Source organism: Paracoccus sp. TOH (genome assembly GCF_030388245.1).
GTDB classification, from domain to species: Bacteria; Pseudomonadota; Alphaproteobacteria; order Rhodobacterales; family Rhodobacteraceae; genus Paracoccus; species Paracoccus simplex.
The window spans coordinates 19,903-36,543 of sequence record NZ_CP098362.1; the positions used below are offsets into that span (position 1 = coordinate 19,903).

At 68.3% G+C, this 16,641-nt stretch carries 15 protein-coding genes; 4 read left to right on the top strand and 11 right to left on the bottom strand.

Annotation, left to right across the window (positions count from 1 at the left end; all coding sequences use genetic code 11):
• Window positions 1-46: 46 nt before the first annotated feature.
• Window positions 47-1,144: a DUF475 domain-containing protein gene (locus NBE95_RS17245; protein WP_289896265.1), complete on the bottom strand. Its 1,098-nt coding sequence runs from the start codon at window positions 1,142-1,144 to the stop codon at window positions 47-49.
• A 266-nt stretch (window positions 1,145-1,410) separates the two neighbouring features.
• On the opposite strand from NBE95_RS17245, the gene NBE95_RS17250 reads away from it, so the two are divergent.
• Window positions 1,411-2,427 carry a glycosyltransferase gene (locus NBE95_RS17250; RefSeq protein ID WP_289896266.1) on the top strand — a complete coding sequence of 339 codons (1,017 nt, stop codon included), beginning with the start codon at window positions 1,411-1,413 and terminating at the stop codon, window positions 2,425-2,427.
• Between the two features lie 13 nt (window positions 2,428-2,440).
• Here NBE95_RS17250 and NBE95_RS17255 read toward each other — a convergent pair whose 3' ends face one another.
• The 7 genes from NBE95_RS17255 to NBE95_RS17285 are packed head-to-tail and all read right to left on the bottom strand — an operon-like array spanning window position 2,441 to window position 10,683.
• On the bottom strand, window positions 2,441-3,328 hold the full coding sequence (locus NBE95_RS17255; protein WP_289896267.1) for an alpha/beta hydrolase fold domain-containing protein: 888 nt from the start codon (window positions 3,326-3,328) through the stop codon (window positions 2,441-2,443).
• A complete protein-coding gene (locus tag NBE95_RS17260; protein WP_289896268.1) occupies window positions 3,325-4,941 on the bottom strand; it encodes an ABC transporter ATP-binding protein in 1,617 nt (538 codons plus the stop codon). The genes NBE95_RS17255 and NBE95_RS17260 overlap by 4 nt, the downstream gene beginning before the upstream one ends.
• Window positions 4,942-4,944: 3 nt before the next feature.
• The gene (locus tag NBE95_RS17265; protein ID WP_289896269.1) at window positions 4,945-5,763 is read right to left on the bottom strand and encodes an ABC transporter permease; all 819 of its coding nucleotides are present in this window, start codon (window positions 5,761-5,763) and stop codon (window positions 4,945-4,947) included.
• 4 nt (window positions 5,764-5,767) lie between these two features.
• A complete protein-coding gene (locus tag NBE95_RS17270; protein WP_289896270.1) occupies window positions 5,768-6,745 on the bottom strand; it encodes an ABC transporter permease in 978 nt (325 codons plus the stop codon).
• Window positions 6,742-8,196, bottom strand: a complete 1,455-nt coding sequence (locus tag NBE95_RS17275) for a carnitine 3-dehydrogenase (protein ID WP_289896271.1) — start codon at window positions 8,194-8,196, stop codon at window positions 6,742-6,744. The genes NBE95_RS17270 and NBE95_RS17275 overlap by 4 nt, the downstream gene beginning before the upstream one ends.
• A complete protein-coding gene (locus tag NBE95_RS17280; protein WP_289896272.1) occupies window positions 8,193-9,752 on the bottom strand; it encodes an ABC transporter substrate-binding protein in 1,560 nt (519 codons plus the stop codon). The genes NBE95_RS17275 and NBE95_RS17280 overlap by 4 nt, the downstream gene beginning before the upstream one ends.
• 43 nt (window positions 9,753-9,795) lie before the next feature.
• Entirely contained in the window at window positions 9,796-10,683 is an 888-nt protein-coding gene (locus NBE95_RS17285) for a 3-keto-5-aminohexanoate cleavage protein (RefSeq protein WP_289896273.1), read from the bottom strand.
• Between the two features lie 87 nt (window positions 10,684-10,770).
• Here NBE95_RS17285 and NBE95_RS17290 point away from each other — a divergent pair, with 87 nt between their 5' ends.
• Window positions 10,771-11,724 carry a GlxA family transcriptional regulator gene (locus NBE95_RS17290; RefSeq protein WP_289896274.1) on the top strand — a complete coding sequence of 318 codons (954 nt, stop codon included), beginning with the start codon at window positions 10,771-10,773 and terminating at the stop codon, window positions 11,722-11,724.
• A gap of 4 nt (window positions 11,725-11,728) precedes the next feature.
• On the opposite strand, the gene NBE95_RS17295 is transcribed toward NBE95_RS17290, so the two are convergent.
• Window positions 11,729-11,989, bottom strand: a complete 261-nt coding sequence (locus NBE95_RS17295; protein ID WP_289896275.1) for a hypothetical protein — start codon at window positions 11,987-11,989, stop codon at window positions 11,729-11,731.
• 103 nt (window positions 11,990-12,092) lie between these two features.
• Here NBE95_RS17295 and NBE95_RS17300 point away from each other — a divergent pair, with 103 nt between their 5' ends.
• The gene (locus tag NBE95_RS17300) at window positions 12,093-12,977 is read left to right on the top strand and encodes a LysR substrate-binding domain-containing protein (RefSeq protein WP_289896276.1); all 885 of its coding nucleotides are present in this window, start codon (window positions 12,093-12,095) and stop codon (window positions 12,975-12,977) included.
• On the opposite strand, the gene NBE95_RS17305 is transcribed toward NBE95_RS17300, so the two are convergent.
• Window positions 12,974-13,438 (bottom strand): PACE efflux transporter, encoded by a 465-nt coding sequence (locus tag NBE95_RS17305; protein WP_289896277.1) that lies wholly within the window; start codon window positions 13,436-13,438, stop codon window positions 12,974-12,976. The genes NBE95_RS17300 and NBE95_RS17305 overlap by 4 nt on opposite strands.
• 83 nt (window positions 13,439-13,521) lie before the next feature.
• On the opposite strand from NBE95_RS17305, the gene NBE95_RS17310 reads away from it, so the two are divergent.
• A complete protein-coding gene (locus tag NBE95_RS17310) occupies window positions 13,522-14,427 on the top strand; it encodes a LysR family transcriptional regulator (RefSeq protein WP_289896278.1) in 906 nt (301 codons plus the stop codon).
• Between the two features lie 33 nt (window positions 14,428-14,460).
• On the opposite strand, the gene tkt is transcribed toward NBE95_RS17310, so the two are convergent.
• Window positions 14,461-16,503 (bottom strand): transketolase, encoded by a 2,043-nt coding sequence (tkt, locus tag NBE95_RS17315; protein WP_289896279.1) that lies wholly within the window; start codon window positions 16,501-16,503, stop codon window positions 14,461-14,463.
• Between the last annotated feature and the right edge of the window lie 138 nt (window positions 16,504-16,641).

Here is a 16,641-nt window from a genome sequence, read left to right on the forward strand (position 1 = left end):
CCGCCGGCCCGAAAGGCGGCGGCCGTCTTCTGTCATGGGATGAGGCTTACGCCTCGACCGCGTGATTCTTGCGGTTCCAGCGGATCGAGGACCAGAACGAGATGCCGATCAGCGTCGCGCCACCCAGGCCGGTGATGACCTCGGGAATATGCATCAGCGGCTGCACGAACATGATCACCGACAGCGCGATGATGGCATAGAAGGCGCCATGTTCCAGGAACCGGTATTCGGCCAGCGTGCCGCGCTCGACCAGCATGATGGTCATCGAACGCACATACATGGCGCCGATGCCCAGGCCGATGGCGATGACGAACAGGTTGTGGGTCAGCGCGAAGGCGCCGATCACGCCGTCGAAGCTGAACGAGGCGTCCAGCACTTCGAGATAGAGGAAGGCACCGATGCCGCCCTTGGCCCCGGCCTGCAGCGTCTGCTGCGAGCTGTCGAGCAATCCGCCCAGCACCTCGACCAGCAGGAAGGTCAACAGGCCCCAGATCGCCGAGCTGAAGAAGACCTGCGATTCCGCCCCTTCCAGGAAGCGCGAGAAGATCAACACCGTGACCAGCACCACCGCCACCTCGATGCCGCGGATGGTGGCATAGCGCTGCATGCGGTCTTCCAGCCACTTGACCCAGTGCACGTCCTTTTCGTGGTCGAAGAAGAAGCTCAGCCCCACCATCATCAGGAAGGTGCCGCCGAAGGCCGCGATCGGCAGATGCGCCTCGTGCATGATGCGCGAATATTCGTCGGGCTGGGTCGCTGCCAGCACCATCGCCTGCCACGGGCCGATATTGGCGGCGATGACCACGATCAGCAGCGGGAAGACGATCCGCATGCCGAAGACGGCGATGATGATGCCCCAGGTCAGGAAGCGCCGCTGCCACTTGGGCGTCATGTCCTTGAGCTTGTTGGCGTTCACGATGGCGTTGTCGAAGCTCAGCGAGATCTCCAGCACCGCCAGCACGGCGCAGATGAAGAAGACCGAGAGCGTGCCGCCCAGGGTGCCGGTCGTCTGCCAGCCCAGCAGGCCGCCCAGGGCAAGACCAAGCACGGTGACGATGAAGGCCCAGGTGAAATAGTGCAGGGTCGAACGCCGGGCGCCATCGCCGAGACCACCTCCGGAAAGGGGACTGTTTCCTTGCGTCATGTGAATAATTGTTCCAGGCGGCTGGCCAAGTATCGATGCCGACATCACGAACGCGCCGCCACGTTCGCCAGAGGGGCCCGGCCATCAAACCGTGTTCACGATCCCCGTGAACGCCGGAAAGATGAAGAATGTCGCAGGAAATTGCAAGGGATTCGTGAAAGCCCGGCGTCTGGCCGCTTGTTCACGGGACCGCGATCCGCTAGTCAGGCGGCGCGCTGCCGTCCGGTCGGGGCCGCGGCCGGCGCATCCCTGAGCAGAGAACGGACATGCGCTCGAGCCAAGACCCGCAACAGTCGCTGCCCTTGCCCTGCCCCGCACCTGCCCGCCCGCGCATCGCCGCCCTGGTCGTGACCCATAACCGGCTGGACAAGCTGCGGGTGACTGTCGGCCGGCTGCTGGCCGAGGATATCGACCATGTGGTGGTGTTCGACAATGCCTCGGGCGACGGTACCTGCGAATATCTGGACATGATCGACGATCCCCGGCTGCTGGCACTGCGCAGCCTGGAAAACCTGGGCGGAGCCGGCGGCTTCGCGCAGGGGATGCGGCACCTGGTGCAGGCGCTGGACCCGGACTGGCTCGTGGTCATGGACGATGACGGCCGGCCCTTTCCCGGCACCATCGCGCAGTTCCGCGCGCTGGACCTGACCGGCTGGGACGCGCTGGGGGCGGCGGTGCTGACCCCCTCGGGCGAGGTCTGCGAGATGAACCGGCCCTATCGCAACCCGTTCTGGCGCTTGCCGGAATTCCTGCGCACCCTGGCCGGCGCCGGCCGGCGCGGCTTTCACCTGGGCGATGCGACCTATGCCGGCCAGGCCGATCCCATCGAGATCGACATGACCTCCTTTGTCGGTCTGTTCCTGTCGCGCGCCAGCATCGCCCGCGCCGGCTATCCCGACGAACGGCTGTTCATCTATGGCGACGACCAGATCTACACCCTCGAGATGCGGCGCAAGGGGCTGCGCATCGGCTTCCTGCCCGAGATCCGGTTCGAGCACGACACCGTCTCGATCCAGCCCGGCGGGCATCTGGTGCTGCGGCCGATGTGGAAGGTCTATTACATGTATCGCAATGCGCTGCTGGCCTATCGCGTCGCGGCCGGGCCGTGGTTCTGGCCGCTGCTGCCGGTTCTGGCGCTGCGCTGGCGCGGCAAGGCACGGCATTACGGCCCGGATGCGGCGCGTTTCCGCAAGATCCTGCGCCGCGCCGCCCGCGACGGCCTGCGCCGCCGGCTCGACCGCCCGCATGCCGAGATCGTCGCCATGTCGGAACAGCGCGACTAGGCCCGGTCCTTGATTAGGCCCGGTCCGCGAAGTGCCGGATCGCGACCAGGATCGCCTGGAAGCTGCGCCGCGCCCGGTCGCTGTGGCGGCGGGCCCGCAGATAGCCATGCGGCAGTTCGGGCTCGTTGCGCCAATGCGCCGCGACGCCCTCGGCCCGCAGCCGCCGCGCATAGTCGCGCCCGTCGTCGCGCAGCGGATCGACATCGGCGGTGACGACGAAGGCCGGCGCCAGCCCGGCCAGGCTTGCGGCCAGCAAGGGACGCGCCAGCGGATCGGCCGGTCCCTCGCCCACTCCCTCGCCGTGCAGCGCGGCGTGATAGCCGGCCAGGTCCTCGGTCCGCAGCAAGGGCGCCTCGGCATTCTCGCGATAAGAGGGCGCGCTGCCGTCGCCGCCGAGGCCGGGATAGACCAGCACCTGACCCAAGGGCTGCCGCGCGCCGCGCCGCGACAGACAAAGCGCCGCCGCCAGACGCCCGCCGGCGCTGTCGCCCGCGATCACCGCCGGGCGGGCCAGCGCGTCCCAGACCGCCTGCACATCCGCGATCTGCGCCGGCCAGCGATGCTCGGGCGCCAGCCGGTAATCGACCGCGACCACCTGCAGGTCGGTGGCATCGGCGATCTCGGCGCAGACATCGTCGTGGCTGTCCAGCCCGCCGACCACGAAACCGCCGCCATGCACATAGACCACCGCGACCGGGGTTTCCGCCCCGTAGACCCGGCAGGGCACGCCGCCGATGCGGCGATCCCGAACCGGCAGGCCGGGCGGGCGCGAGGCCCGGAAGACGGCGCACATCGCATCGTAGAAGCGCCGGTTGTCGGCAGCGCTGGCGCTATTCGCCTCGGGCGGATAAGCGGCCTCGGTCCGGGCGATGAAATCCAGCACCTGCGGGTCGCGGATCATGCCGCGCCCCCGGCGATGCGGCCCTCGGCGATGCGGCGCGTCAACCAGTCCGGGTCCATCTGCGGCACCGAGGCCAGCAATTCCCGGGTATAGGCATGGCGCGGCGGGTCCAGCACCTCGGACCTCAAGCCCTTGTCCATGACCCGGCCGCCTTTCATCACCACCACCTCGTCGGCGATGGCGCGGACGGTGGCGATGTCATGGGTGATGACCATGTAGCTGACGCCGGTTGCGTCCTGCACCTTGCTGAGCAGCCGCAGGATGCCCTCGGCCACCAATTGGTCCAGCGCGCTGGTCACCTCGTCGCAGATGATGAATTCGGGATCGGCGGCCAGCGCCCGGGCGATGCCGATGCGCTGCTTCTGCCCGCCCGACAGCTCGCCCGGCAGGCGGTCAAGGAAGCGCGCCGGCTCCAGCTCGATCTGCTCCAACAGCTCGTTGAGCCGCGTCTCGCGCGCGCGGCCGGTCAGGCCCAGGTAGAACTGCAAGGGCCGCGACAGGATCTGCCGGATGGTCTGGCGCGGATTCAGCGCCGTGTCGGCCATCTGGTAGATCATCTGCACAGCCCGCTTCTGGTCCGGCGTGCGCTGCGCCAGGCGCGGCGGCAGCGGCGTGCCGTTCAGCGCGATGCTGCCCGCGCGCGGCGGCAAAAGCCCGGTGATCGCCCGCGCCGTGGTGGACTTGCCCGAGCCGGATTCGCCCACCACCGCCACGGTGGCGCCGCGCGGGATGTCGAAGCTGACCGCGCCAAGCACGTCCAGCGACGAATAGCCCGCCGTTACTTCGCGGATGCTGATCGTCGGTGCGCTGGCCCGCGGCAGGGCGCGCGGCGGCCGGCGGAACTCGCGCACCGCCCAAAGCGAGCGGGTGTAATCCTGCGCCGGCGCCTCGATCATCCGGCGGGTCGGCGCATCCTCGACCTCGCGGCCATGGCGCATGACCTTGATGCGGTCGGCCATCTGCGCGACCACGGCCAGGTCATGGGTGATGTAGATCGCCGCCGTGCCGGTGGTCTCGACCGCCTGCCGGATCGCCGCCAGCACGCCGATCTGCGTGGTCACGTCCAGCGCCGTCGTCGGCTCGTCGAAGACGATCAGGTCGGGCTTGCAGGCCATGGCCATGGCGACCATGGCCCGCTGCAACTGCCCGCCCGAGACCTGATGCGGAAAGCGCAGGCCGAAATTCTTCGGGTCGGGCAGGTGCATGGCGGCGTAAAGCTGGCGCGCGAAGACTTCGGATTCGACGCGGCCCGCGGTGTGGTGGATCGCCGGCCCCTCGCAGAACTGGTCCAGAAGCCGCCATGCCGGATTGAAGCTCGCCGCCGCCGATTGCGCGACATAGGCGACGCGGCGGCCGCGAAAGGCGCGGCGCCGGCGCTCGGGCAGTTGCAGCAGGTCGGTGCCGTCGAAGATCACCCGGCCGCCGGCGAAACGCAGACCGCCCTGGGCGAAACCCAGCGCCGCAAGGCCCAGCGTGGACTTCCCGGCCCCGGATTCGCCGATCAGCCCGACGACCTCGCCCCGGGCGACCTGCAAATCCACGCCATGCAGGATCGGGGTCCAGCCTTCTTCGCCCCGCGCCTCGACCTTCAGCTTCTCGATGTTCAGCAACATGGTTCAGTCCTTCAGACCCGAGGCGCGGTGCAGCATCCAGTCCACCACGAAATTGACCGAGACCGTCAGCACCGCGATGCAGGCGGCGGGTAAAAGCGGGGTGGTGTCGCCAAAGGTGATCAGCGCCGCATTGTCGCGCACCATCGCCCCCCAGTCGGCCATCGGCGGCGGCAGGCCGAGCCCCAGGAAGCTGAGCGCCGAGATGGTCAGGAATACGAAGCAGAAGCGCAGCCCGAATTCCGCGATCAAGGGCGCCGAGATGTTCGGCAGCACCTCGCGGCTGATGATCCACCAAGTGCCCTCGCCGCGCAGCTGCGCTGCCTCGACATAATCCATCACCATGACGTTCATCGCCGTGGCGCGGGCCAGACGAAAGACGCGGGTGGAATCGAGGATCGCCACCACCACGATCAGGTTCGCCACCCCCGGCCCCAGCGCCGACAGCGCCAGCAGCGTCAGGATCAGCGCCGGCACCGCCATCAGCACATCGACCAGCCGCGACAGCGCCAGATCGACCCAGCCGCCAAGCGCCGCCGCCAGCAGCCCGGCAATGGCGCCGATGCCGAAGGCCAGCGCCGTGGTGGCCAGCGCCACGCCCACGGTATTGCGCGCGCCCCAGATCAGCCGCGACAGCATGTCCCGGCCCAGCGTGTCGGTGCCAAGGGGATAGGCGGCGCTCCACGGCTCGAACTGGGCGCCGACGATCTGCGCCTCGCCATGCGGGGCCAGCAGCGGCGCGAACAGCGCGATCACCGCATAGGCGGCGATGACCAGAACCCCCAGCATCGCGGTCGGCGGCATGGTTTTCAGCATCCGGATCATGGGCCTACCTCGGATGCAGCAGGCGCGGGTTCGTGGCGATCGCCAGAACGTCGGCCAGCAGGTTCAGCAGGATATAGACCGCGGCGAAGATCAGCGCGCAGGCCTGCACCACCGGAATGTCGCGGTTGGTGACGCTGTCCACCATCAACTGGCCAAGGCCGGGATAGACGAAGACCACCTCGACGATGACGACGCCGGTGATCAGCCAGGCCACGTTCAGCGCCACCACGTTGACGATGGGCGCCAGCGCGTTCGGCAGGGCGTGGCGGGTGACCACCCGCCAGCGCGACACGCCTTTCAGCCGCGCCATGGTGACATAGGACGCGCCCAGCACGTTGACCACCGCCGCCCGCGTCATCCGCATCATATGGGCGGTCACCACCAGCACCAGGGTGATCGCCGGCAGGAAGGCGCGGCCCAGCATCTCGGCCAGCCGCGGCGAGGCGCCGGGATCGGCGATCGAGGGGAACCAGCCCATCCTGACCGACAGCCAGAACATCAGGATATAGGCGATGAAGAACTCGGGGAAGGAAATCGCCGACAGCGTCGCCACATTGGCGATGCGGTCGAACCAGCTGCCGCGCCAGAGCGCGGCGAGCAGCCCCAGCCCCACCGCCAGCGGCACCGCGATCACCGCCGCATAGGCCGCCAGAAACAGGGTATTGCCCAGCCGCGAGGCCAACAGCTCCGCCACCGGCCGGCCATTGGCCAGCGAGCGGCCGAAATCGCCCGACAGAACCCCGCCGACCCAGTCGAGATAGCGCCAGGCCAGCGGCTGATCGAGCCCAAGCTCGCGCCGGAAGGCGGCGACGGTCTCGGGCGTGGCGGACTGGCCCAGCACCTGCTGGGCGATATCGCCGGGCAGCAGGCTGACGGCCAGAAAGATCAGCACCGAGATGACGAACAGCGTAAAGACCCCGATGCCCAGCCGGCCCGCGATCATCCGCAGGATGGGCCGCCGCCGGACATCCGGGGCGTTCATGCGGTGGCCTCCCTTTGGCGGATCGGGCGGATGCCGGCGCCGGCATGGTCGGGATGCGGCGCGCGGTCCTGCGCCGCCACCCGCTCCAGCGCCTGCAGCAGCGCCGGCGGCATCGGCATGGCGCGCCCCGCGCCGGTATCGACATGCAGCAGCATATGCTCGCCGGTCGCGGCCTCGCTGCCATCCGCGCGCAGGATGGCGTGATGCAGGCGAAAGCGCTTGGCGTCATGGCCCAGCAGCCGGGTCTCGACGGTCAGAGGCTCGCCCGCCTTCACCTCGGCCAGATGGCGGATATGGGTCTCGACCGTATAGGCCGAGCGGCCCTGCGCCCGGTAATCGGCATCCAGCCCGATATGGATCAGGAAGGCGTCGGTCGCGTCGCCCAGCACCTGCAGATAGCGGAACTCGGTCATGTGGCCGTTGTAATCGACCCAGCCGCCGCTGACGCGGGCCTGATGGAGGCGCAGCGGATAGCCTTCGGCCCGCGCGGGCTCGCGGGCATAGAAGCCGTCCTCCTGCGCGCGCACGGTCTGGCCGACGCCCCAGTCGTTGGCCTTGAGTGCCTGGAAGATGCCGACCAGGTTGTCGTCGCGGATCCGCTCCAGCGCGCGGATCGAATGCCGGCCCGACTGCGCGTCGGACTGGGCGGCGATGCGGTCGATCAGTGCCTCGTCCAGGTCGGGCACATCCATCAGCTTGGTCCAGGGCCATTTCAGCGCCGGGCCGAACTGGCCCAGGAAATGCCGCATCCCGGCCTCGCCGCCGGCGATGCGATAGGTCTCGAACAGACCCATCTGCGCCCAACGCAGGCCGAAGCCGAAGCGGATGATGTCGTCGATCTCCTCGGTGGTGGCGATGCCGTCATGCACCAGCCACAGCGCCTCGCGCCAGACGGCCTCCAGCAGGCGGTCGCCGATATGGGCGTCGATCTCGCGCGCGATCCGGACCGGTTTCATGCCAATTCCGGTCAGGATCTCGCAGGCGCGCTCGGCCGCCGCGCCGCCGCCCACCACCTCGACCACCGGCAGAAGGTAGACCGGGTTGAACGGATGGGCGACGAGGATGCGGCCGGGATGCCGCGCGCGCCGCCGCAACTCGGAGGGCTTGAAGCCCGAGGTCGAGGAGCCGATCAGCGCCGTCCCGGGCGCGGCGGCCTCGATCTCGGCGATGATGCGGTGCTTCAGCTCCAGCCGCTCGGGCACGCTTTCCTGGATGTAGTCGGCGTCCCGGACCGCCTCGGCGACCGAGCCGGCCCAGAGGATGCGGCCCGGCCGGGGCAGCGGCGCCTGGAACAGCCTTTCCCAGGCGCGGGTCGCGTTCGCCAGCACCTCGCCGACGATGCGCTGCGCCTCGGGATGCGGGTCGAAAACCGCCACGTCATGCCCCGAGAGGATGAAGCGGGCGATCCAGCCGCCGCCGATGACCCCGCCGCCGATTGCCGCGATCCTCATGCCCGCCACCACCGTTCCACGATCTTCCAGCCGTCGAGGAAGCGGTTCGACGCCACCTCGCCATGCGCCACCTTGTCATTGGCCACGTCGATATAGTTCACGAAGATCGGGATGATGGTGCCGCCATCCTCGGAGACCAGCCCCTGCATCTCGCGATACATCTCGGCGCGCAGGCTGTCGTCCAGCTCGGCCCGCGCCTTCAGCAGCAAGTCGTTGAAGCGTTCGTTGTCCCAGTGGCTCTCGTTCCACTCGGCACCCCGGGCATAGACCAGGCTGAACATATCGTCCTCGGTCGGGCGGCCGTTCCAGTAGCTGACGCAGAAGGGTTTCTTCAGCCAGACGTTGGACCAGTAGCCGTCATCCGGCTCGCGCTTGACGGTCAGGTCGATGCCGGCCGCCTTGGCCGATTGCTGGAACAGCTGCACCATGTCGAGCGCCCCGACCGAGGCCGCGTCCGAGGCGGAAATCTCGACCTTCAGCCCCTCCATGCCGGCCTGCTTCAGGTAGTGCCTCGCCTTGTCCGGGTCATAGGCGCGCTGCGGCAGGTCGGCGGCATAGAAGCGGTTCGCCGGCGCGATCGGGCTGTCATTGGCGATCTGGCCATGGCCGCGCAGCACCTTGTCCAGCACCTCCTGCCGGTCGATGGCGTATTTCAGCGCCAGCCGCAGGTTCGGATCGGTGAAGGGCGCCTGGTCGCAGAACATCGGCATGGTGTAATGCGCGGTTCCCGTCACCTCGACCAGCTGCAGGCCCGGACGGCGCTGCAACAGGTGCAGCGTGGCCAGGTCGGGCGAGTTGATGACATCGACCTCGCCGGTCATCAGCGCATTCTGCCGGGCGGTGGCGTCGTTGATGGTCAGCAGCACCGCCTCGTCGAACCAGGCGCGGTCGGGTTTCCAGTAATCGTCGCGGCGCTTCAGGGTGATGCGCACGCCCGGCTCGAAATTCTCCAGCACATAGCCGCCGGTGCCCAGGCCCGATTGCCAGTCCAGCGTGCCGTCCTCGTTCGCCGGCATGATGACGAAGTGATAATCCGAGGTCAGATAGGCGAAATCGGCATTGCCCGAGCTCAGTTCGAAGACCACGACATTGTCGCCGTCGGCGCGGATCTCCCTGACCTGCTCCAGCGAGCCCTTGGCGCCGGACTTGGTATCGGCGCCGCGATGGTGGTCGAAGGAGGCGATCACGTCCCTGGCCATGACCTTTCGCCCGTCCGAGAAGGTGACGCCGTCCTTCAGCCGGAAGGTCCAGACCCGGGCGTCGGCATCGGGCTCGAACTCGGCCAGCTCGGGCACGGCCCGACCCTTGGCGTCGATCTCGACCAGGTTGTTGCAGACCGCCAGCATCGCCGTCACCACCGGCCCGGCGGCATAGGTCGCCGGGTCCAGCGTGTCCGAGGTCGCGCCGCCCAGATGGCCGATGCGCAGCCGGCCGCCGCGCGTCGCCTCCTGCGCCCGCGCGCCGCGCGGCAGGATCAGCCCCGCCGCCGTCATGCCCGCCGCGCCGGCCAGCAAGCCCCGCCTTGTCAGCCCCCGCCTCGTCAGATTGATACTCATGATGGACCCCTGTCTTGCGTTATGGATTGGTTCGGTCTGCGGCTCAGCGCCGGGTCAGCTTCAGCCTGTCGCGCACCGCCTGCGGGCCGAGGATCCGGCAACCCATCGCGTTCAGGATCGTCGCCGCCCGCTCGACCAGGTCGCCGTTGCGGGCCAGCACGCCCTTGTCGAGCCAGATGTTGTCTTCCAGCCCGACGCGGACATTGCCGCCCGCCAGCGCCGCCTGCGCGACATAGGGAAGCTGCATCCGCCCGATCGAGAACATGGAATAGACCCAGCCCGGCGGGATGTTGTTCACCATCGCCATCAGGCTGTTCGGATCGGCCGGCGCGCCATAGGGGATGCCCATGCACAGCTGGATCATCACCGGATCGTCGATCAACCCCTCCTCGACCAGCGTCTTGGCCAGCCACAGATGGCCGGTGTCGAAAACCTCGATCTCGGGCCGCACCCCCGCCGCCTGGATGCGTGCCGCCATGGCGCGCAGCGTGCCGGGGGTGTTGGTCATGACGTAATCGGCCTCGGCGAAGTTCATGGTGCCGCAATCGAGGGTGCAGATCTCGGGCAGCAGTTCCTCGACATGCACCAGCCGCTCGCTGGCGCCGATCAGGTCGGATTGCGGCGACAGCGGCAGCGGCGCCTCGGCCGAGCCCAGCACGATGTCGCCGCCCATGCCCGCCGTCAGGTTCAGCACCACGTCGGTGCCGGATGACCGCACCCGCTCGACCACCTCGCGATACAGCGCCGGATCGCGCGAGGGGGCGCCGGTCTGGGGGTCGCGCACATGCACATGGGCGATGGCCGCGCCCGCCTTCGCCGCCTCGATGCAGGCTTCGGCGATCTGGCGGGGCGTGATCGGCACCAGCCCGGATTTCTTGTGGCTCTGCCCCGATCCGGTCACCGCGCAGGTGATGAAGACGTCACGGTTCATTCATGGCTCCGGCAATGGCTGCTTTCCACCGCAACCTGCCAGCAATTCCACTGGCATGATGTGCATTCTCCGCCATATATTTTTCCGATGTTGCCAAAATCGCCGCTGCACCTGACCTTCCTGCTGTTCGACGGTTTCTCGAACATGGTGCTGGCCAGCGCCATCGAGCCCCTGCGGGCGGCGCGGGACCTGTCGGGGCAGCGGCTGTTTTCCTGGCAGGTCTGCTCGCTGGAGGGCGGGGCGGTCATCAGCTCATCACGGCTGGCGATCTCGGTCGATCTGCCGCTGGCGCGGGTGGGGGCGACGGATGCGCTGATCCTGGTCTCGGGCTACGGCATGCGCGACCATCTGCAGCGCGACTCGGCCCGGGCGGTGCTGCGCAAGGCGCGCGGCCTGCCGGTGGTGGGCGGGCTCGATACCGGGGCCTGGCTGCTGGCCCGCATGGGCCTGCTGGCCGGACGCCGCGCCGCCATCCACTGGATGGAGCGCGAGGCGCTGGCCGAAGCCTTTCCGGAAATCACCGTGGTGCCGGACCCCTATGTCGCGGATGGCAATATCGTCACCTGCGGCGGCGCGCAAAGCGTGCTGAGCTGGTCGCTGGACCTGATCGGCGCGCAGGCGGGCGAGGCGCTGCGCTTCGACGTGGCGAACATGTTCGGCCGGGTGATGGGGCGCAGCACCGATCCGGTGGAATGGCAATTGCCCAGCCGCATGACCGACAGCGCGCTGCCGCCGTCGCTGCAGCGCGCCATCGTCGCCATGCGCGAGACCGCCGAACAGCCCTTGCCCCTGCCCCGCATCGCCGAGCGCGCGGCATTGTCGCCGCGCAGCATGGACCGGCTGTTCCATGCCCATCTGGGCCTGTCGGCCGGCGGCTACTACCGGCAGATCCGGCTGTCCCATGCCCGGGCGCTGGCGCTGGAAACCCGGCTGACGCTGGGCGAGATCGCCTCGCGGACCGGGTTCTCGTCGCCCGCCACGCTGGCGCGCGCCTATCGCCGCGCCTTCGGGGAAACCGTGCGCAAAAGTGTGGCGGGCTGACGCGCTACCACAGATGCCGGCGCAGCGCGTCGCCTTCCTGCAGCGGGGCGACCGCGTCGCTGCGCGTGTCGGCGACACCGATGTCACGCAGCAGATGCGCGGGCAGACCGGCCAACGCCTTGCGCGTCGCCGGATGGTCCAGCGCCGCCATGCGGTCTGGGCATGGCGATAGGCTGGGCTTATCGCGGCGCAGCACACCGAAAAGCAGCCGGGTCAGGCCCGGCAGGAAGGGGCGTTGGCGATCACATGCGGAATTGTCGGACATTTTGCCCTCCTTTCGGTGGTCATGGTTGATCCACCCTCCGATCATGCTAGGTTTCCCCGGCGATGACCAACAAAGCCTCGGCAAGCATCCATAAGGCACGCTTATGTCGATACCCCCTCTCGCCGCCCTGCGTGCCTTCGAGGCGGTGGCGCGGCATCTGAGCTTCACCCGCGCCGCCGAGGAGCTGGGCATGACCCAGGCCGCGGTCAGCTATCAGATCCGCCTGCTGGAGGAGCGGCTGGGCACGCCGCTGTTCCTGCGCAAGCCGCGCGAGATCGTACTGACCGAGACCGGGGCGCTGTTCGCCCGCCCGACCATCGACGCCTTCGACATGCTGCGCGAAGCCTATGCCGACCCGTCGGCGGATTCGGTCTCGACCCTGTCGATCTCGACCGTGCCGACCTTTGCGGGGGCCTGGCTGTCGCCGCGGCTGGGCAAGTTCCAGATGAACCATCCGAACCTGGCGGTGCGGCTGGAGACCAGCGACAACCTGGTCGATTTCGGGCGCGAGGACATCACCGTCGCCATCCGCGCCGGAGAGGGCGGCTGGCCGGGGGTCGAGGAGCATTGTCTGATGCCCATCGAATACACCCCCATGCTGTCGCCGGCGCTGGCCAGGAAACACGCGGTGCACGAGCCGGCCGACCTGCTGAAATTGCCGCTGCTGGACCGGGTGGACCCGAACTGGGCGGTCTGGATGCGCGAGGCCGGGGTGGATTTCTGGGAAACCCCGCCCCGGCCCGGCCTGACGCTGTCGACCGACCTGCACGAGGCGCGGGCGGCGCTGGAGGGTTACGGCGTGGCGCTGCTGACGCCGCGCTTCTTCCGGTTCGAACTGGCGACCGGCAGCCTGATCCAGCCCTTTCCGCTGGTGGCGCGGAACGGCCGCAGCTTCTGGCTGGTCTATCCCAAGGGCCGGCGCAACCGTCCCGCGATCCGCAAGTTCCGCGCCTTCCTGCTGGACGAGATCGCCTGCGATCCGGGCTAGGCCGGCTGCCCGCGCCCCTGCTCCCGACCGCGGCCTTGCGGCGCGGCGGGCAGCGGGAAGATCCGGTCATAGGCGATGTTGAAGACGAAATTATAGACCAGATAGAAGGCGACGATGAACAGGTCGAGCAGCAGCGTCTGCCACAGCGTCATGCCCAGATACCAGGCCATCGGCGGCAGCAGCATGACCAGCAGGCCCAGCTCGAACAGCGCGGTATGCAGCAGCCGGTGGCGCAGCGACTTCCGGACATCGCCGACCCAGCGCCGCATGGCGTGGTCGAACCCGAGGTTGAAGACGAAGTTCCAGACCGTGGCCAGCGTCGCCGCGCCGACGCCGACGACGCCCATGTCGAATAACGGCTTGTCATAGATCCAGGCGGCCAGCGGGGTGACGATCGCCAAGCCGATCAACTCGAAGCTCACCGCGTGGCGGACCCGGTCCGGAAAGCTGCGCATGGTCATTGTGATTCCTCATTCTTGCGTGACGCGCTTTCTATCTGTATTTCCCAGAATACAAAGTTGGATACCATCTGATTGACAGATAGATGACCGTCACGCTGGAGCAGTTGGAAGCCTTTGCCGCCGCCGCGCAGCACGGCTCGTTCTCGGCCGCCGGTCGGGCGCTGCGCAAGGCGCAGTCGGCGATCAGCACCCAGGTCTCGAATCTCGAGGACGATCTGGGCGTCGCGCTGTTCAGCCGCGAGGGGCGCAACCCGGTGCTGACGCCGGCGGGCGAGCGGCTGCTGGCCGAGGCCCGGGTGGTGCTGGACCGCCGCGAGCATCTGATCGGCGTCGCCGCCAGCCTGACCGCGCATGTCGAGCACCGGTTGGTCGTCGCCATCGACGAGCTTTATCCCGAGGAGCCGCTGGCGACGCTTTTCGCCGAATTCGCCGCCCGCTTCCCGCATGTCGAGCTGGAGCTGCTGTTCCCGATGATGGAGGATGTCAGCCGCCTGGTGCTGGACGGCAAGGCCGATATCGGCGTGATGTGGCGGCAAGAGGTGCTGCCGACCGAGATCGCCTTTCACACGCTGGGCTGGGTGCCGCTGAAACTGGTCTGCGGCAAGAACCATCCGCTGGCCGATACGATGGTGGACTGGGAGGATCTGAAGCGCCACCGCCAGCTGATGGTCGCCGTGCGCAGCGAGGGGCCGGAAAAGCAGCGCCTGCGCAGCGCGGCCGAGGTCTGGTGGGTGGAAAGCCACTGGGTCATCCTGCAGATGGTCCGGCGCGGCATCGGCTGGGCGCTGGTGCCCGACCACATCATCGAGGAATCGCCGGTTCGCGACGATCTGGTCACGCCGGTCCTGCAGTTCGACGGTGCCGATTGGCCGGTGGCGCTGGAAATGGTCTGGCACAAACAGCGTCCCAGCGGCCCGGCCGCCCGCTGGCTGCGCGAGCGGTTCGCAGCCATGCGGATCAACGATTGGCCCGGCCCCGTCGGGGGGTGACCGCGCCCGGATCGGTTCCGGGCGCGGCAGCTGTCACTTGCCGGCAAGCACCTTGGCCCGCGCGACGATGGCTTCTTTGGTGATGCCGAACTCCTGATAGAGCCGGTCGATCGGGGCCGAGGCGCCGAAGCCGGTCATGCCGATCACGTCGTCCTCGCTGGCGACATAGCGGGTCCAGCCGAACTTGCCCGCCGCCTCGACGGCGATGCGGGGCGCGTCGCCCAGCGTTTCCTTGCGATAGGATTCCGGCTGGGCGTCGAACAGCTCCCACGAGGGCATCGAGACCACGGCGACCGACAGCCCGTCCGCGTGCAGCGCCTGCGCCGCCTCGACGGCGATGGCGACCTCGGTGCCGGTGGCGATCAGCGTCACGTCGCGGCCCCCGTCATCCTTGGCACCGAACCGGCGCAGCACATAGGCGCCCTTGGCAGTCAGGTTCTCGGCGCCCGCGTCCAGACGCAGTTGCGGCACGTCCTGCCGCGACAGCGCCAGCAGCGAGGGCACATGCCGGTTGCGGATGGCGATGTCCCAGGCCTCCAGCGTCTCGACCGTATCGGCCGGGCGCAGCACGGTCAGGCCGGGAATGGCGCGCAGGCTGGCCAGATGCTCGATCGGCTGGTGGGTCGGGCCGTCCTCGCCCAGGCCGATGCTGTCATGGGTCATGACATAGACCGTGCCCACCCCCATCAGCGCCGACAGCCGGATGGCGTTGCGGGCATAGTCCGAGAACACCAGGAAAGTGCCGCCATAGGCGATGAAGCCGCCATGCAGGTTGATGCCGTTCATCGCCGCGGCCATGCCGAATTCGCGCACGCCGTAGCCGATATAGCGGCCGGGCGCCTCGCGGGTATATTGGCTGTCCACCGCCGGCACCCGGGTCAGGTTCGAGCCGGTCAGGTCGGCCGAACCGCCGATCATCTCGGGCAGCGCCGGGGTCAGGGCCTCCAGCGCCATCTGGCTGGCCTTGCGGGTCGCAGCCTTTTTCGGCGCGGCGAAAAGCTGGGCGCGGGCGTCCTGCAAGGTCGGCTCGTAATCGCCGGGCAAGGCGCCGGCCTGGCGGCGGTCGAACTCGGCGCGGGTCTCGGCCGGTGTCGCGGCCAGGCGGGCTTGCCAGTCGGCGCGGGCCTGGGCGCCGCGTTGGCCGATCTCGCGCCATTCTGCCGCCAGATCCCCGGGGATGACAAAGGGCTCGGCCGACCAGCCGATGGCTTCCTTGGTCAGCGCCGCCTCGTCCTTGCCCAACGGCGAGCCGTGCACGGCATAGCTGCCGGCCTTGTTGGGCGAGCCGAAGCCAATGACGGTTTTCATCGCGATCAGCGAGGGCTTGCCGGTTTCGGCCTTGGCGGCGGTGATGGCGGCGTCGAGCGCCTTGCCGTCATGGCCGTCGCAGGACTGGACGTGCCAGCCCATGGCCTCGAACCGGGCCGGGACGTTTTCCGAGAAGCTGACCGAGGTCGGCCCGTCGATGGTGATCGAGTTATCGTCGTAAAGCACGATCAGCTTGCCCAGGCCCAGATGGCCGGCCAGGCTGGCGGCCTCTTGCCCGATGCCCTCTTGCAGGCAGCCGTCGCCCAGCATGACCCAGGTGTGATGATCGACCAGGTCGGTGCCGAATTCGGCGGCCAGCCGGCGCTCGGCCAGGGCCATGCCGACGGCGGTGGCAAGCCCCTGCCCCAGCGGGCCGGTGGTGGTCTCGATCCCCTTGGCATGGCCGTATTCCGGGTGGCCCGCCGTGATCGCGCCCCATTGCCGGAAGTTGCGGATCTGCTCGATGGTCATGTCCTCGTAGCCGGTCAGGTGCAGCACGCTGTAGAGCAGCATCGAGGCATGGCCGTTCGACAGCACGAAGCGGTCGCGATCCGGCCAGTCGGGGTGTTTCGCATCGAATTTCAAGTGCTTGGAGAACAGCACCGCCGCGGCATCGGCCATGCCCATCGGCGCGCCGGGATGGCCGGAATTGGCGGCGTTCACCGCGTCGATGGACAGCGCGCGGATGCAATTCGCCAGCGCGAAATTCGCGGGGTCGAGCGCCGCCTTGGCGGCAATCGCGGGGTCTTTGGGGATGTCAAAAGGCATGTTCGGTCCTCCGTTTGCCCCTCAGATACTGCGCGGCGGCAAAAATAACAATCAAAAATCACAAAGTCACATAATTGATGTTGTGTTTGCGTGAAGTATTGTTAGAAAAGTATCGGGCCGCGGCGAATCCGGGCGCAG

Excerpts from the sequence above, each read along its gene's own strand:
- NBE95_RS17245 (WP_289896265.1), bottom strand. The coding sequence starts at position 1,144 with ATGACGCAAGGAAACAGTCCCCTTTCCGGAGGTGGTCTCGGCGATGGC.
- NBE95_RS17250 (WP_289896266.1), top strand. The coding sequence starts at position 1,411 with ATGCGCTCGAGCCAAGACCCGCAACAGTCGCTGCCCTTGCCCTGCCCC.
- NBE95_RS17255 (WP_289896267.1), bottom strand. The coding sequence starts at position 3,328 with ATGATCCGCGACCCGCAGGTGCTGGATTTCATCGCCCGGACCGAGGCC.
- NBE95_RS17260 (WP_289896268.1), bottom strand. The coding sequence starts at position 4,941 with ATGTTGCTGAACATCGAGAAGCTGAAGGTCGAGGCGCGGGGCGAAGAA.
- NBE95_RS17265 (WP_289896269.1), bottom strand. The coding sequence starts at position 5,763 with ATGATCCGGATGCTGAAAACCATGCCGCCGACCGCGATGCTGGGGGTT.
- NBE95_RS17270 (WP_289896270.1), bottom strand. The coding sequence starts at position 6,745 with ATGAACGCCCCGGATGTCCGGCGGCGGCCCATCCTGCGGATGATCGCG.
- NBE95_RS17275 (WP_289896271.1), bottom strand. The coding sequence starts at position 8,196 with ATGAGGATCGCGGCAATCGGCGGCGGGGTCATCGGCGGCGGCTGGATC.
- NBE95_RS17280 (WP_289896272.1), bottom strand. The coding sequence starts at position 9,752 with ATGAGTATCAATCTGACGAGGCGGGGGCTGACAAGGCGGGGCTTGCTG.
- NBE95_RS17285 (WP_289896273.1), bottom strand. The coding sequence starts at position 10,683 with ATGAACCGTGACGTCTTCATCACCTGCGCGGTGACCGGATCGGGGCAG.
- NBE95_RS17290 (WP_289896274.1), top strand. The coding sequence starts at position 10,771 with ATGTTGCCAAAATCGCCGCTGCACCTGACCTTCCTGCTGTTCGACGGT.
- NBE95_RS17295 (WP_289896275.1), bottom strand. The coding sequence starts at position 11,989 with ATGTCCGACAATTCCGCATGTGATCGCCAACGCCCCTTCCTGCCGGGC.
- NBE95_RS17300 (WP_289896276.1), top strand. The coding sequence starts at position 12,093 with ATGTCGATACCCCCTCTCGCCGCCCTGCGTGCCTTCGAGGCGGTGGCG.
- NBE95_RS17305 (WP_289896277.1), bottom strand. The coding sequence starts at position 13,438 with ATGACCATGCGCAGCTTTCCGGACCGGGTCCGCCACGCGGTGAGCTTC.
- NBE95_RS17310 (WP_289896278.1), top strand. The coding sequence starts at position 13,522 with ATGACCGTCACGCTGGAGCAGTTGGAAGCCTTTGCCGCCGCCGCGCAG.
- tkt (WP_289896279.1), bottom strand. The coding sequence starts at position 16,503 with ATGCCTTTTGACATCCCCAAAGACCCCGCGATTGCCGCCAAGGCGGCG.